This is a genomic window from Modicisalibacter ilicicola DSM 19980, from assembly GCF_900128925.1.
In the GTDB taxonomy this organism is placed as follows: domain Bacteria; phylum Pseudomonadota; class Gammaproteobacteria; order Pseudomonadales; family Halomonadaceae; genus Modicisalibacter; species Modicisalibacter ilicicola.
In genome coordinates this window covers 1-15,393 of sequence record NZ_FQUJ01000002.1, presented here as the reverse complement: position 1 = coordinate 15,393, position 15,393 = coordinate 1, and the positions used below count along the sequence as shown (strand labels likewise).

At 63.8% G+C, this 15,393-nt stretch carries 15 protein-coding genes and 1 tRNA gene; 6 read left to right on the top strand and 10 right to left on the bottom strand.

The window, feature by feature from the left end:
• Positions 1-44 precede the first annotated feature (44 nt).
• From putA to BUA41_RS00075, 3 genes are all read right to left on the bottom strand, one after another.
• Positions 45-3,236: a bifunctional proline dehydrogenase/L-glutamate gamma-semialdehyde dehydrogenase PutA gene (gene putA, locus BUA41_RS00085; RefSeq protein WP_072818407.1), complete on the bottom strand. Its 3,192-nt coding sequence runs from the start codon at positions 3,234-3,236 to the stop codon at positions 45-47.
• Between the two features lie 380 nt (positions 3,237-3,616).
• On the bottom strand, positions 3,617-4,423 hold the full coding sequence (locus tag BUA41_RS00080) for an AraC family transcriptional regulator (RefSeq protein WP_072818405.1): 807 nt from the start codon (positions 4,421-4,423) through the stop codon (positions 3,617-3,619).
• Positions 4,424-4,476: 53 nt separating this feature from the next.
• On the bottom strand, positions 4,477-4,848 hold the full coding sequence (locus BUA41_RS00075) for a hypothetical protein (protein WP_072818403.1): 372 nt from the start codon (positions 4,846-4,848) through the stop codon (positions 4,477-4,479).
• A gap of 135 nt (positions 4,849-4,983) precedes the next feature.
• Between BUA41_RS00075 and BUA41_RS00070 the strand changes: the two genes are divergently transcribed.
• Positions 4,984-5,187, top strand: a complete 204-nt coding sequence (locus BUA41_RS00070; RefSeq protein WP_072818401.1) for a hypothetical protein — start codon at positions 4,984-4,986, stop codon at positions 5,185-5,187.
• Between the two features lie 30 nt (positions 5,188-5,217).
• On the opposite strand, the gene BUA41_RS00065 is transcribed toward BUA41_RS00070, so the two are convergent.
• The 3 genes from BUA41_RS00065 to BUA41_RS00055 form a co-directional block, all read right to left on the bottom strand.
• Positions 5,218-5,293, bottom strand: a tRNA-Gly gene (locus BUA41_RS00065).
• A 231-nt stretch (positions 5,294-5,524) separates the two neighbouring features.
• A complete protein-coding gene (locus BUA41_RS00060) occupies positions 5,525-5,935 on the bottom strand; it encodes a CBS domain-containing protein (protein ID WP_072818398.1) in 411 nt (136 codons plus the stop codon).
• Positions 5,936-5,999: 64 nt separating this feature from the next.
• Positions 6,000-7,469 (bottom strand): dihydrolipoyl dehydrogenase, encoded by a 1,470-nt coding sequence (locus tag BUA41_RS00055; RefSeq protein ID WP_072818395.1) that lies wholly within the window; start codon positions 7,467-7,469, stop codon positions 6,000-6,002.
• Between the two features lie 341 nt (positions 7,470-7,810).
• On the opposite strand from BUA41_RS00055, the gene BUA41_RS00050 reads away from it, so the two are divergent.
• Positions 7,811-8,053 (top strand): hypothetical protein, encoded by a 243-nt coding sequence (locus BUA41_RS00050; RefSeq protein ID WP_072818393.1) that lies wholly within the window; start codon positions 7,811-7,813, stop codon positions 8,051-8,053.
• 77 nt (positions 8,054-8,130) lie between these two features.
• A complete protein-coding gene (locus tag BUA41_RS00045; protein WP_072818390.1) occupies positions 8,131-8,289 on the top strand; it encodes a YqaE/Pmp3 family membrane protein in 159 nt (52 codons plus the stop codon).
• Positions 8,290-8,455: 166 nt separating this feature from the next.
• On the opposite strand, the gene BUA41_RS00040 is transcribed toward BUA41_RS00045, so the two are convergent.
• The 4 genes from BUA41_RS00040 to glcD form a co-directional block, all read right to left on the bottom strand.
• A complete protein-coding gene (locus BUA41_RS00040; RefSeq protein WP_072818388.1) occupies positions 8,456-8,863 on the bottom strand; it encodes a heme-binding protein in 408 nt (135 codons plus the stop codon).
• Between the two features lie 94 nt (positions 8,864-8,957).
• Positions 8,958-10,199 carry a glycolate oxidase subunit GlcF gene (glcF, locus tag BUA41_RS00035; protein WP_072818386.1) on the bottom strand — a complete coding sequence of 414 codons (1,242 nt, stop codon included), beginning with the start codon at positions 10,197-10,199 and terminating at the stop codon, positions 8,958-8,960.
• A 2-nt stretch (positions 10,200-10,201) separates the two neighbouring features.
• Positions 10,202-11,311: a glycolate oxidase subunit GlcE gene (gene glcE, locus BUA41_RS00030; protein WP_072818384.1), complete on the bottom strand. Its 1,110-nt coding sequence runs from the start codon at positions 11,309-11,311 to the stop codon at positions 10,202-10,204.
• Between the two features lie 18 nt (positions 11,312-11,329).
• On the bottom strand, positions 11,330-12,829 hold the full coding sequence (glcD, locus tag BUA41_RS00025) for a glycolate oxidase subunit GlcD (RefSeq protein WP_072818382.1): 1,500 nt from the start codon (positions 12,827-12,829) through the stop codon (positions 11,330-11,332).
• 200 nt (positions 12,830-13,029) lie between these two features.
• Here glcD and glcC point away from each other — a divergent pair, with 200 nt between their 5' ends.
• From glcC to BUA41_RS18825, 3 genes are all read left to right on the top strand, one after another.
• On the top strand, positions 13,030-13,803 hold the full coding sequence (glcC, locus tag BUA41_RS00020) for a transcriptional regulator GlcC (RefSeq protein WP_072818379.1): 774 nt from the start codon (positions 13,030-13,032) through the stop codon (positions 13,801-13,803).
• A 69-nt stretch (positions 13,804-13,872) separates the two neighbouring features.
• Positions 13,873-14,850: a bile acid:sodium symporter family protein gene (locus tag BUA41_RS00015; protein WP_245791818.1), complete on the top strand. Its 978-nt coding sequence runs from the start codon at positions 13,873-13,875 to the stop codon at positions 14,848-14,850.
• Positions 14,851-14,965: 115 nt separating this feature from the next.
• Positions 14,966-15,393, top strand: a 428-nt coding sequence (locus tag BUA41_RS18825) for a PAAR domain-containing protein (protein ID WP_175546906.1), incomplete at its 3' end; no start/stop codon positions are given.

The window sequence follows — 15,393 nt, the reverse complement described above, 5'->3', positions numbered from 1 at the left end:
CCAGGCTTCGCTCATCGAGTGAAGCCCGCGTTCGTTTTCCAGCGTCAATCGTCGCCCAGGGCGAGCAGGGAGGCGTTGCCGCCAAGGGCTGCGGTGTTGTTGGTGCGGGTCTTCTCCGTGGCAAAGCTCAGCAGGTAGTGGGGGCCGCCGGCCTTGGGGCCGGTCCCGGAAAACCCTTGGCCACCGAAGGGTTGTACGCCGACCACGGCACCGATGATATTACGGTTTATGTACACATTGCCCGCCCGGACCTTTTCGCCGACCGCCTTGGCGAAGGAGTCGTTGCGGCTGTGCACGCCGAAGGTCAGGCCATAGCCCTTGGCATTGATGGAGTCGATGACCTTGTCGATGTCCGCGGCCTTGTAGCGCGCGATGTGGAGTATCGGCCCGAACTGCTCGCTCTCCATGGCCTCGATGCCGGAAACCTCGAAGGCGGTCGGTGCGATGAAGATGCCGTGCGCCGTCTGCTCCGGATCGAGAGGGGTCTCGCCGACCAGGCGATCCTCGCCCTTGAGCCTGTCGATGTAGGCCTGCAGGTTCTGACGTGCCTCTTCGTCGATCACCGGGCCAACGTCGGTACCCAGGTGGCGTGGGTCGCCGATGCTGAGTTCTTCCATGGCCCCCTTGAGGATCTCGATGACCCGGTCGGCCACGTCTTCCTGCAGATAGAGGATGCGCAGTGCCGAGCAGCGCTGCCCGGCACTCTGGAACGAGGAGCGGACGACGTCGACGACGACCTGCTCGGGCAGGGCGGTGGAGTCGACGATCATGGCATTGAGCCCGCCGGTCTCGGCGATCAGCGCGGGAAGCGGGGCGTTTTCCCGGGCGGCCAGGGCGCGGTTGATGATGTGGGCGGTATCCGTGGAGCCGGTAAAGGCCACGCCGGTGATGCGCGGGTCCGAGGAGAGCACGCTGCCGACCGTCGGGCCGTCACCGGGCAATAGCTGAACCACATCGCGTGGCATGCCGGCCTCGTGCAGCAGCTCGACGACCCGATGGGCGATCAGCGAGGTCTGTTCCGCGGGCTTGGCCAGCACGCTGTTGCCCGACACCGCCGCCGCGACCATCTGTCCGCAGAAGATCGCCACCGGGAAGTTCCAGGGGCTGATGCAGGCGAAGACCCCCTTGCCGCTCATCATCAGTTCGTTGGATTCGCCGGTGGGGCCGGGGAGAACCGCCGTCTCGCCAAACAGATCCCGGGCGCGGTTGGCATAGTAACGACAGAAGTCCACGGCCTCGCGAATCTCGTCGATGCCATCGGTCAACAGCTTGCCGCCTTCTCGGGAGCACAGGGTCATCAACTCGGCGGTATGCGCTTCCATTGAATCGGCAAAGCGCTCGAGGATCTGGGCACGCTCTTCCGCGGGGGTGTCCCGCCAGCGGGGGAAGGCGCTCCAGGCGATTTCCACGGCCTGCTCGGCCTGCTCCCTGGTGGTCCATTGCACGCTGCCCACCCGCTGGCGCGTGTCGTAGGGACTTCTCACCTCGTGACGCTGGGCCTCGTCGTCGGCCACCTTGACCCCCAGCAGCGGCTTGGCGTGATACTCCTTGTCCATGAACTCGGCCATGGCATCCATCAGCGGCTGATACTGACTCCAGATGTTCAGGTTCACGCCCTTCGAGTTCCTGCGCTTGGGACCATAGATGTCCCGCGGCAGGGGGATCTTGGGATTGGCGTAGGTGTCGTACTGCTTGAGCGTTTCGACGGGGTGCACGCACAGGGATTCCACCGGCACCTTGGGATCGACCAGCTGGTGGACGAAGGAGGAGTTGGCGCCGTTTTCCAGCAGGCGACGCACCAGGTAGGGCAGCAGGTCCTTGTGCGCTCCCACCGGGGCATAGATGCGGCAGTAGGTGCCCTCGGGGGCGCGCTTCAGGGCGGCGTCATAGAGCGCTTCACCCATGCCGTGCAGGCGCTGGAATTCGAAGGGGCGGGTGGATTCGTTGGCCAGTTCGAGAATCGTGCTGATGGTGTGGGCGTTGTGAGTGGCGAACTGCGGGAAGATGCGCCCGCGGGTATTCTCGGACAGCAGGAAATGCACGCAGGCCAGATAGGCGACATCGGTGTTGGCCTTGCGGGTGAAGACCGGATAGCCGTCGACGCCCAGTTGCTGCGTCTCCTTGACCTCGGTGTCCCAGTAGGCGCCCTTGACCAGCCGCAGCGGGATCTCGTCGCCCTGGAGGTCGGCCAGGCGATTGATGTAGTGCAGCACCGGCAGGGCGCGCTTGGCATAGGCCTGGACCACGATCCCGAAATGGCCCCAGCCCCTGCAGACATCGCTCTCGTAGACGGCACGGAAGACCTCGAGGGAGAGTTCGAGACGATCGACTTCCTCGGCATCGATGGTGATCGCCACCTGGCGCTCCCGGGCCATGGCGACAAGCTGCTTGACCGTGCCGACCAGTTCTTCGAGCACCTGGGTACGACGACCGAATTCGTAACGGGGGTGCAGGGCCGACAGCTTGATCGAGACCGACGGGTCCGGCGTGTCCTTGCCAAGCTTCTGGCTGGTCGCGCCGACCCGCTCGATGGCATTCGCGTAGTCGTCGAAGTAGCGCTTGGCGTCGGCCCGAGTGCGTGCGGCCTCGCCGAGCATGTCGTAAGAGTAGGTGTAGCCCTTGTCGAAGAGCGGCTTGGAGCGCTTCAGGGCCTCGTCGATGGTCCGCCCGAGCACGAACTGACGGCCCATGATCTTCATCGCCTGGTACATGGCGCTGCGGATCACCGGTTCGCCCAGTCGATTGGTCAGTCGGTTGATGAAGTTGGCGGGCTTGCCTTCCCTGGGCTTGTCCATCTGGATGACCCGCCCGGTCATCAGCAGCCCCCAGGTCGAGGCATTGACGAACCAGGAGTCGCTCTGGCCCAGATGCGACTTCCAGTCCGCCGGTCCCAGCCGGTCCTCGATCAGGGCATCGGCGGTGGCCTTGTCGGGAATCCGCAGCATGGCTTCGGCCAGACACATCAGCATCAGCCCTTCGTGAGTGTCGAGGCTGTACTGCTGGAGCAATTCGTCGATGGAGTCCACCGCCGTGTCCATGTTCCGCACCTCGTGAACCAGTTCGGCGGTCTTTTCCGCGATTCGCTTGAAGTCGTCCTCATCTGCCTGGAGGAAATCGACGAATTCGCCGACAAGACGCTCCTCGTCCACGTTGTAGTGATCGCTGACATGGGCGAGCAGGGCGTCCAGGTCCTGTTGCCAGATCGCGGTGTCCAGAATGGTCTTGGCGGTAAGCATGGGGGGTGACCTCTTGTGTATTTCCCGACCCCGACCCTCTAGGAAAACACTGAATAAATGTCTGCATGGACGAATCGCTGCGTTGCGCGGTACTCGAAGACTCGTCTAACTCCATGTTATGTCTCGCCTTCTGTGTGCCGTGCGCCTTGCGCTTCATTCCATTCGCCGATTTATTCAGCGCTTCCCTAGTGTTCGATCATGGGCAGCCAGCCTGTGCAAGACACTGCACAAGGAGTGAATGGCAACGTTCGGGGAGCGCGGGTATCGCGTGATGTGCTGAATTTAGGGTGGATGATAGCGGCGCGTCTTGCCAATTCCTCGGCTGGATTTGTGAAAACCGCGGGAATTTCTTCAAATCGGCGTCATTCTTAGACGTTGGTCTAAGAATTGCTAGGCAGCCTTGCCGGCAGGTGCCCCGGGACCTCGACGACCGGCGATCCGCCGCGTCGCAATTGACTCGGGGTCTGATCGAAGGCGCGGCGGAAGGCGCGAGACAAGGCGCTCTGATGGGTGAAGCCGCTGCGCGCGGCCACTTCGCTGAGTGGCAGGCGGGTGGTGGTGAGCAGACGCCGCGCCACGGCAAGCCGCTGGCGCAACAGATACTGGTACGGTGCAAGGCCGGTCTGCTTGCGAAAGCATTCGCTGAAATGGGCTTCACTCAGACACACGAGCCGGGCCAGATCGGCCACACTCAAGCGCTTGGCGAGATGGGCGTGGATGAAGCGGTCGATGGTCGCGAGATTGATGCGTGGGGCGTCGGCAGGGGGTCGGTCGAGGGGCAGCCGCGAATGCAGGCAGCCGAGAAAGGTGGTCGTCAGCAGCTCCCCGGGGGCATGGCGAGGTTGGCCCACCTCCGCGACGAGGAAATCGAGATAGGTGCGCAGCGAATCGTCGAGGGCAAAAAAGCGCGGTGCGTCGAAGAGTCTTGCCAGTTCGCGGTGATTGCCCGACACGGCAGGCGCGTCATCGGGAAGATCGAAGATCAGTTGTCGATTGGGACCGATGCCCTCGTAGTAATGGACATGATCGGCGGGCACGACGCAGCCGTTCAAGGGGGCGATGCGTCCACCCAGGCCCTCGATCTCGAACTCGGCATGGCCATCGAGGCTGACCACGATCTGATGGTAGGCGTGGGCATGATGCCTGGTGGTATTGTCGAGGGGCGTCAGCCGGATGACACTGTTCATGGATGGCCTCGTATCTCCGCTTGCCCCATTGTAAGCCGTGGATGTCGAGATGGCTAAAAAGCCTGCTTGCCCTCCTGCACGGTCAGACGTGAGGCGAGATGGTCGCGCAGGGCGATCAACCCTTCACGACCTCGCGGGGACAGGAGACAACCGCCCTGGGCGGCCCGCCATGGGCGACCGTACATTTCCATGAGTTCCTGGGCGCTGCGCCGTACTCCCTCCAGGTACTCGTCGTGGCGGATGGGATAGCCGACCAGCGCGTTCCATTCGGCCTCCGTGGCTTGGTGGTTCAATACGCGCTCGAAGAGTTGCAGCAAGTGCTGAGGCTCGGTGCGGTAACGAGGTGTGCTCAAGGACATCATCAAGGCCACGCTGCCCCCGACCACGACGAGGCAGACAGCGAATACGACCAAGTACAGGATCATGAGATCGGCCCCTGTTTATCGGTATCGTGCCGTGACCGGGGTGCGCCGTCTGTTTTCGAGGATTTGCCGGACTCCATTGCATTCTCCCTGGTGTTGTACCATGGTCGTTGACCACTCATTCCACGAGGCACGCCAATGCTCAATGAAGCGATTGAAATTCGTGAACTGAAAACGTCCGAGGACAATCAGTCACGCTATGAAGTGTATGACAGCGATACCGGGACATCGTTGGGGGTGTTCGATACCTACGAAGATGCCCAGTACGAGGTCGACAGCATGAAGAGTTCCAATCGAGCCATCTGGAAGGATGGAGAAGACGCGGACCCCGGCACGGATTGACCCCGGTCGAGGCCCCTGTCACTGACTGTATGGAGCGGGCAAAGGGACTCGAACCCTCGACCCTCAGCTTGGGAAGCTGATGCTCTACCAACTGAGCTATACCCGCCTGGAAGTGCATCATAAAGAACAGCCCGGCTCGCTCGCAAGTCGCATCGCAGAGCGGGCCGCCCGGTACGGAAAGGAATTTTTTTCGGATTCGGGAGAATTCCGGGGATCCTGTGGTCACAGGGACAGCGCAACATTCCTGCAGTGCTGGGAATTGCGTCTTTGCTTACTGTTATTCGATCTTTTGCCGCCGCGTCCCGAACGCGGCGGCATTTTCTTGATGCGCCAAGCCTCAGAGGTTGCCCCGCATCGAGGCTATCGCGCCGAGGATATCGTGGCGCGTAACGATTCCCATCAGGCGCTGCCCATCCACCACCGGATAAACCTTCGGCTTATTGCCCAGCATCTCCTGCGCCAGGTCGACGATGCTCTTGTCCGGGGGCACCGTGAGCACTTCCTGGCGCATGAGTTCCCGAACCAGCGCGGGTTGTCCACCGTAATAGGCGCTGTCGAGCAACTTGCCCAGTACATCCTGTTCGGATATGAAACCGATCAGATGGTCGTGCTCGTCTACCACCGGTGCACCGGGAAGGCGGTGCAGCGCGAGGCCGGCCACCAAGGTGGCCACGGACGTCGAACCGGACACGCGAAAGCAGTCGCGAGACATGATTTCGCCAACGTTGGTCGGGGCTTTCTTGGTCATAGTGTCTTCCTTCTGCCGATGATACGTAGATCCCGGGTGTCCTCGTCAGGGCCGATACCCTCGATCAATCGCCCGGGCCATGCTCCATGCAACGCTCGCGAATCGCCGAACCGAACTGCAGGCTGGCGTTCAGGTTGCGTAATGCGGTACGTACGCCTTCCTCGATGACCGGATGGTAGTAGGGCATCGCGAGCATCTGGGTGACCGTCATCCCCTGCTGCAGCGACCAGGCCAAAAGATGCGCCAGATGCTCGGCCTGCGGGCCGAAGATCTCCGCCCCGAGGAAAAGCCCCGATCCGTGCTGCGCATAGACACGCATCACGCCCTTGTTGACTCGCATCACCCGGGCGCGCCCCTGGTCCTCGAAGCTCGCTTCGCCTATCGCCATGCAACCGCAGCCACCATGATGACTCTCTAGACCAGCATAGCCCAGCCCCACGATGGCGATCTGCGGATCGCTGAAGACCACGCTGAGAGGTGCGCGGCGCACTCCGGTGCGTATCTGGGGGAAGCGTCCCGCGTTCTCCCCGGCGATGCGTCCCTCGTCGGAGGCTTCATGGAGCAGTGGCAGCTCGCTGTTGGCGTCTCCGGCGATGAAGATATGGCTGGGACTTTCATCGGCATTCTGGCATTGCAGGTTGTAATGGCCGAACACCGGGATACCACGGTCGTTCAACGCCAGACCGGCATGCTCCAGACCCAGCCGGTCGACATTGGGCTGCCGACCGGTCGCCGCCAGCAGATAGTCGAAATGTTCGGTGAGACGCTCGCCGCTGTCCCGCTCGACGAAGGTGACGGCAACGCTGTCGCCGTGGCGTTCGATCTCTTCGATGGTGGCATCCGGGTCGACGTAGAACTCCTCGTTGAGTGCGCTGTCCGCATAATCGCGAACGCGCTCGTCGCTCAAGGGCCCCAGGGCGCCTCCGACCCCGAAGACCCGCAGGCGAACACCAAGGCGATGCAGTGCCTGGGCAAGCTCCAGACCGATGACGCCGGGACCGAAGACGGCCACCGATTCAGGCAGGCTCTCCCATTCGAAGACATCGTCGTTGATCACCAGGCGATCGCCAGCCGCCCTGAGAAAGTCCGGGTAGGTGGCGCGGGAGCCGGTGGCGATCACGATGCGCTCGGCCGTCACCCGCGTATGATCATCGACCCTCAAGCTGCGGGGTGCTTCGAACCTCGCATGACCCTTAAGCTTGTCGCCTGCTGGAATCCCCTCCACGGATTGCAGTACGCCGGCGACGAAGCGATCGCGCTCGCGGCGTACCCGCTCGAGTACCGCGCGGCCGTCGATCTGCACATCCCCCTCGATGCGAATACCGAAAGGCGTCGTATGGCGTGCATGATGGGCGGCATCCGCGGCCGCGATCAGCAGTTTCGAGGGCATGCAGCCCACCCGCGCGCAGGTCGTGCCATGGGGCCCGCCCTCGATCAGCACGACGGAGTCGGTGTATTCCCTGGCGGCGTTGTAGGCGCCCAGGCCTGCGGTCCCTGCGCCGATGATGGCGATGTCGACGTTGCGTTCCTGCATGGGCTTTCTCCGACACGATGATGAATGGGCGCGTCGCGCCCCCTAGCTAAGGAATCACTGCATAAATGCCTACACGAACGAATTGCTGCGTTGCGCGGTGCTGGTGCGCCAGCCCGGTCGAAACTCGCCTAACCCTATGTTATGTCTCGTTTTCTGCGCTCCGTGCGCCTTGCAGCGTAGCGACGCCCGCTTATTTCGCTCGGCGATTTATTCAGCAATTCCCTAACCACACTGGCTTCGCTGGTCACCTGAACCTTCGCTCGGGCCGCACGTCCAAGTGCCAGGCGATCTAGGCATCCTACTCGCTGTTGCAATATTCCGGAGTGTCCTGGAGGGATAGCATGAACGCACGCGATTACCTGGCGAAGAAGGGGATTGGCCTGGACAGGGAAGAGGACAAGCCCCAGACCCTTGAAGAGATGGCCTGGTCGAGGGCTCGCGAGGCGGGCGGGCATCCGCCGCGCAGCGGCACGCCCTTCGACTGGGAGGACTGGGAGCGCTACCACGACCAGCTGGCCGAGGACTCCGAACGCATCGCACAGAAGATCCATCCGCGCGCTCCCCGTGACGAGAATGACGACTAGCGTTCACTCCCGTATCATGGGGTCGCGGTGCGTTGCCGATCATTCGGGCAAGCAATCGATGACAAGGAGGTTTTCTCATGGATGTCATTCGCATCATACTGGCCATACTGTTGCCCCCGGTCGGGGTATTTCTCCAGGTCGGTCTCGGCCTGCACTTCTGGATCAACATCCTGCTGACGATACTGGGTTACATTCCCGGCATCGTGCATGCCGTCTGGATCATTGCCCGCCGCTAGGCGCCGGTCGGGTTTCGCTCCAGCTGCCTGCGGCCGACGACCCCCTCGACGCCGCTGGCGAGTTGCAGACACCTCCCAGGCAATGTCTGGTGTTGCCAGCAAAAAAAGCGGAAGCCTCCCATGGAGATCTTCCGCTTTGCTCGTCGCCGGTTTCGGGCCTGGCCGCCTAGGCGGAGATGGCCTGAATGCCGGCCTTGGCGATCTGGGCATCCTGATCGGGCTTGACCCCTGAGATGCCCACGGTGCCTGCCACCTGGCCATCGACCAGCACCGGGACGCCGCCGGTCAGCATGCCCTGCAGCACCGGTGCGGAAAGAAACGCCGCCCGGCCGCCGTTGATCATCTCCTCGAAGGCCTGGGTCTCGCGGCGACCGAGTGCCGCGGCGCGGGCCTTCTCGCTGGCGATGTAGGAAGCCATCGCCGGGCAGCCGTCGAGGCGGCGCAGGCCAAGCAGGTGCCCGCCGTCGTCGGCCACGGCGATGGTGACTGCCCAGCCGTTGGCTTCGGCCTCCTGCTGGGCAGCGTCAAGAATGGCGTTGACATCGTCGAGGGTGAGTACGGGTTTTTGTTGCATGGGTAGTTCCTTCTCCTTGATGGGTCTCGTGTGAAATTCGAGCTTACATGCCGAGTCGAGCCGGCGCTGTGCACCGACGCGTCGGTGCGGCCATTCATCCAGCCTGTCCCAGTGCCTCGTCGACGATCTCCACCCAGTGTCTGACCCGGGTGCGTCCCGCACCGTCGAGATGCGTCTGGCAGCCGATGTTGGCAGTCACGATCACCTCCGGATTGCCGGCCTCCAGGGCATCGAGCTTGTTGTCCCGCAACTGTTTCGCCAGTTCCGGCTGGGTGACCGAGTAGGTGCCCGCGGAGCCGCAGCAGAGATGCGCGTCGCGCACCGGGGTCAGATTGAACCCGAGCCGGGTGAGCACGTTCTCGCCCACGCCATTGAGCCTCTGGGCGTGCTGCAGGGTGCAGGGGCAGTGGAAGGCCAGCTTGCGTGACGCATCGACCTTGAGGGCCTCGAGGTCCTCCTCGCGCAGGATCTCGACCAGATCCTTGGCCAGGGCGCTGATGCGCTGGGCCTTCTCGGCGTACTCGGGGTCGTCCTCGAGCATCTCGCCATACTCCTTGACGAAGGCGCCGCAGCCACTGGCCGTCTGAACGATGGCCTCGCAGCCGGCCTCGACGTGGGGCCACCAGGCGTCGATGTTGTCGCGCATGCGCTGGCGCCCTGCCTCCTGGGCGTTCAGGTGATAGTCGATGGCGCCGCAGCAGCCGGCCTCCGGCGCCGGGGTCAGGCCGATGCCAAGCCGATCGAGAACCCGGGCGGTGGCGGCATTGGTGTTGGGGGAGAGTCCCGGCTGTACGCAACCTTCCAGGATCAGCATCTGACGCGCATGCTGCTTGCCCTCCGGGCGTGTACCGGGGTCTACCGGCTTGGCGGGCATCTTATCCCTGAGTGCGCCGGGGACCAAGGGGCGAAAGACCTGGCCCATCTTGAGCAGTGCCTGAAAACGCCGGGGCTCGACCAGGGCGTGACGAAGACCGTAGCGCAAGGCCCGCTCCTTGGGTGTGCGACCCACGCGGCGATCGACCTCGGCGCGACCGATGTCGAGCAGCTTGTGGTACTCGACCCCGGACGGGCAGGTGGTCTCGCAGTTGCGACAGGTCAGGCAGCGATCCAGGTGAAGCTGGGTTTCCTTGGTCACCTGATCGTCATCGTCGCGGCTTTCCAGCAGTTCCTTCATCAGGTAGATGCGTCCGCGCGGGCCATCGCGCTCATCGCCCAGCAGCTGGTAGGTGGGGCAGGTGGCGTTGCAGAAACCGCAGTGCACGCAGGTGCGCAGCACGCGGTCGGCTTCGCGGATATGCGGTTTCTGCAGGTCGGCGTCGGTGAAATGGGTCTGCATGATTAGAACTCCGGATAGAGCCGGCCGGGGTTGAAGATACCGTTGGGGTCGAGCTGGGCCTTGAGCCGACGATGGTACTTGGCGACGACCGCCGATAGGGGGGTGAAGGGCTCGGCACTGCCTGGGGTGAGGCAGGTGGCATGGCCGCCGGCCCGGCCGACGACATCGCGCAGGGTGTCGGCGTCGCTGTCACTGCGCAGCCAGCGCTGGGCACCGGCCCAGTCGTAGAGCGTATCGCCATCCACCGCCAGCGGCGGGGTATTGTTGGGCAGCGACAGACGCCATAGCGGCCGTGGATCGCCCTTGTCGAAGAACGCCAGGCGCTGTTCGCGCAGCGCTTCCCAGAACTGCGCTTCGAGGTCATCGCCTCCCAGTCGCTCCCGGGTGGCCTTGACCGAACTCGTGCCGCCCTCCAGGCGCAGATGCAGGGCTCCCTCGTGGTAGGCGGCAGCCGTGATCGGCAGCGGGTGGCGGCCCCATTCGGCGAAGCGTTGCAGGGCCTTTTCGAGAGGCAGTTCGAGACGCAGGCCATGGGTCGCGGTGGGCTTGGGCAGCACCTTGAGCGAGACTTCGGTGACCACGCCCAGGGTGCCCTGGGCACCGACCATCAGCCGTGACAGGTCGTACCCGGCGACATTCTTCATGACCTCGCCCCCGAAGCGCAGATGCTTGCCCTCGTGGGTGATGAGGCGAGTACCCAGCACGAAATCCCGCACGGCACCGGCCCAGGGCCGGCGCGGGCCGGACAGGCCGCTGGCGATCATTCCGCCGACGGTGGCGTTGTCACCGAAATGCGGCGGCTCGCAACCGAGTTGCTGGTGCTCGGCATCGAGCGCCGCCTCGAGCTCGGCAAGCGGCGTGCCGGCGCGTACCGACACCACCAGCTCCACCGGGTCGTAGTGAGTGATGCCGCGATGCTCGGCAAGCGTGAGCGTTTCACCTTCCACCGGGCGCCCATAGAAGCCCTTGGTGCCGCCGCCTTCGATTCGCAGCGGCGTCTTGTCGGCATTGGCCCGACGCACCTGCTCGCAGAGTGCCTCGGCCCCCTCCTTGCCGGGCGCTTGTCGGCGTTCGGCATGAGCGGGATGCTGGTCTTGTTCATGCTGTTGCATTGTTCTGTTCCTTTTCACCTAGAAGCGTGGCAGTTCCGGATGCGGCAGCTCCCCCTTGTGAACATGCATGGCCCCGAATTCGGCGCAGCGATTCAGGGTGGGAATGTTCTTGCCGGGGTTGAGCAGCCGCCGCTCGTCGAAAGCGGCCTTCACTTCATGAAAGGTGGTGATCTCGTCGGGCTGGAACTGGGTACACATCTGATTGATCTTTTCACGTCCCACGCCATGTTCGCCGGTGATGCTGCCGCCGACCTCGACGCACAGTTCGAGGATCTTGCCACCGATGGTCTCGGCCCGTTCCAGTTCGCCGGTCTTGTTGGCATCGAACAGGATCAGGGGGTGAGTGTTGCCGTCGCCGGCGTGAAAGACATTGGCCACCTGCAGCCCGTACTCTTCGGAGAGTGCGGCGATGCCCTTGAGCACCCGCGGCAGTTCGCGACGGGGGATGGTGCCGTCCATGCAGTAGTAGTCCGGCGACATGCGCCCCACCGCGGGGAAGGCATTCTTGCGCCCGGCCCAGAACAGGGCACGCTCCGCCTCGTCGCGAGCCTGCTGGATGTCGGTGGCGCCGGCCTTTTCGAGCACCTGGCGCACGGTGGCACAGTCGTCGTCGACATCGGCTTCCACGCCATCCAGTTCGCAGAGCAGGATTGCCTCGGCTTCCACCGGGTAGCCGGCCTTGATGAAGTCCTCGGCGGCTCGAATGGCCAGGTTGTCCATCATCTCGAGCCCTCCGGGGATGATCCCGGCGGCGATGATGTCGCCCACCGCCTTGCCGGCCTTCTCGACGTCGTCGAAGCTGGCCATCAACACCTTGGCGCTCTCGGGCTTGGGCAGCAGCTTGACGGTGACTTCGGTGATCACGCCGAGCATGCCCTCGGAGCCGGTGAACAGGGCCAGGAGATCGAAGCCGGGGGCGTCGAAGGCTTCGGCCCCCAGGGTCATGCGCTCGCCCTCGATGGTCACGACCTCGACGGCGAGCACGTTGTGCACCGTCAGGCCGTACTTCAGACAGTGCACCCCACCGGCGTTCTCGGCGACGTTGCCGCCGATCGAACAGGCAATCTGGGACGACGGGTCCGGGGCGTAGTAGAGCCCATGGGGGGCTGCCGCCTCGGAAATGGCCAGGTTGCGCACTCCGGGCTGCACCCGGGCGATGCGCGCGTCGGGATCCAGTTCGAGAATGCCCGCGAAGCGCGACATGACCAGCAGCACCCCCTGCTCCAGGGGCAGCGCGCCGCCGGAAAGACCGGTACCGGCACCCCGGGTGACCACCGGCACTTCCAGTTCGAAGCAGGTCCGCATCAGCGTCTCGATCTGCTCCAGGGTATGCGGGATGGCGACCAGCATCGGCAGCACGCGATAGGCGGAAAGGCCGTCGCACTCGAAAGGTCGCAGGTCCTCTTCACGGTGCAGCAGGGTCATGTCGGGCAGCGCCTGCTGCAGGCGCTGAAGCACGTCTGCCTTGTCCGTGGGAGGCAGGGCGCCGTCCAGATGTTCGTCGTAGAGAATATTCATGGCTGCTTCCGGTTTCGTGTTCCGGGCTTCAATCTGAGCGTTCCTGGAAGGAGTGTCTACACCTTGGGTCACTGGTCTGACCAGTAATTGGTCTAATTTCTGGAAAGCTCTTCCAACATCAGGGATGGATCGGTTATTCAGGTAAACTGGCTCGCCGGGGTACGGCAAGGACTGGTCAGACCAGAAGGAGGAAGAGGAACATGGAGTCTTCGGAGAAAGCGCCGGTCGCCCGGACGCCGGACGGGGTCGCGGCCAAGCTGGAGCAGCTGATACTCGATGGCGTCCTCAAGCCGGGCCAGTTGCTGCCCTCCGAGCGTCGCCTCTGTGACAAGCTGGGCGTGTCCCGAGCTTCCTTGCGCGAGGGGCTGCGCTTGCTGCGCGGCAAGGGCATCATCGAGACCCAGCAGGGGCGTGGTTCGTTCGTTGCCCGGCTGCTGCCGAAATACGACGACAGCCCCCTGATGCATCTGTTTCGCGACCACCCGCGCACGCTCTACGATCTTCTCGAGGTTCGCGCCCTCCTGGAAGGGGAGTCGGCTCGCCTGGCCGCGCTGCGTGGAACGTCCGCCGACCGGGTCATGCTCAAGCGACGCTACGATGAGATGGTGGCTTACGCAGAAGGCGCTGCCCCGATCAGCGCCGAGCGTCTGGCTCGCTTCGATCACGCCTTTCACCTGGCGATCTGCGAGGCGTCGCATAATCCGGTGCTGGTGCATACCTTGCAGGGCTTGACCGACCTGCTGCTGACCTCGGTCTTCGCCTCGCTCAAGAACCTCTATCACCGCTCCGGCCCCCGTGCCCAGATCAACGACCAGCATGCCCGCCTGTTTCGTGCGGTGATGGAGCAGGAGCCCGAGAGGGCACGACAGGCGGCACTGGATCATCTGCACAGCGTCGACGAGAGCCTGCGCGAGATCGAGGCCGAGGATGAGCGCCTGGTGCGCTCGGCCATGCGTCTCGATGGCTGGGAGTGACCCTGCGATCGCGTATGATGGCCGGACCGGGCCATCTGCCCGCCTCATTCTGCTTCGGGAAGGTCTCCTTTGAAGTTGCTGCAACGTCTGAACATCGACAAGTATCTGCTGATGCTGATCGGCGCCGTCGTCGTCGCCTCGCTGCTGCCGGTGCGCGGTGCATACGCCGAGGTCTTCTCCCTGGCCACCAAGCTGGCCATCGCGCTGCTGTTCTTCCTGCACGGTGCACGCCTGTCGCCACGCACCGTGCTCAAGGGAATGACTCACTGGCGACTCCACCTGGCGGTCTTTGCCAGTACCTTCGTGCTGTTCCCGATCCTGGGCCTGCTGGTCGGTCTGTTGGCCCCGACGCTGCTGCCCCCGGCCCTGGCCATGGGCATCCTCTTCCTGTGCGTGCTGCCGTCGACCATTCAGTCCTCCATTGCCTTCACTTCCATCGCCGGGGGCAACGTGCCGGCAGCGATCTGTTCGGCCTCGGCGTCGAACATTCTCGGCATGTTCATCACGCCCTTGCTGGTGGGGCTGTTGCTGAGCGCTCAGGCTGGGGGCCTCTCCCTGGAAGCCCTGGGAGCGATCCTTCTGCAATTGCTGGCGCCGTTCCTGCTGGGACAGGCGCTGCAACGCTGGATTGGCGGGTGGATGGCGCGGCATGGGAAGCTGCTGGGGCTGGTCGATCGGGGCGCGATCCTGATGGTGGTCTACCTGGCCTTCAGCGAAGCGATGGTCGCCGGCCTCTGGGCACAGCTCTCGGCGGCGGCGCTGGTGGTCATGGTCGTGGTGGACATGGCGCTGCTCGCCGCGGTACTGGCGGTCACCACCTGGGCGAGTCGCTGGCTGGGGTTCTCCCGGGAAGACGAGATCACCATCGTGTTCTGCGGTTCCAAGAAGAGCCTGAGCAGCGGCGTGCCCATGGCCAACGTGCTGTTTTCCTCCCAGCAGGTGGGTAGCGTCATCCTGCCACTGATGCTGTTCCACCAGATCCAGCTGTTCGTGTGCGCCGTGCTGGCCCGGCGTTATGCACAGATGAAAAAGCCGCCCCGGCAATGATTCTCTCTGATTGTCAGATATCGCCGACAAAAGCTGTCCTATATGGCTTACAAAACCCATTGCTACCAACGGTGTATGATCGTAGCGATTTGTCATGACGCCAAGGTGGTAATCGATGGATCTAGCGAAAATCGGCGACAAGATCGCGTGCAACTGCAAGGGCGGGCCCCATCGCATCGTGACCGGGGCAAGCACCGTCTTCGTCGACGATGTTCCGGTGGCCCGGGTCGGCGACAAGAGCTCCTGCGGGGCCGCCATCGTCTCGGGTGCCGACTGGTTCGAGGTCGAGGATCGTCCCGCAGCCATCAACGGCAGCCAGACCTCCTGCGGGGGCCGGGTGATCGCCGTCTCGAGTGCCAGCACCGGCTCGCCCATGAGTATCGACATCGGCGGCTTTCGCTTCCAGCAGGCACCGTCGATGGCCGCTACCGAAGCCCGACCGGCGGATCGTGCCATCCCGGGCCCGCCCGGCGTCGCACCAGAAAAACCGCAACAGACCCTGGCCAGGTCAGCAAGGCAAGCCCCGGCCCAAGGCAGCAATGA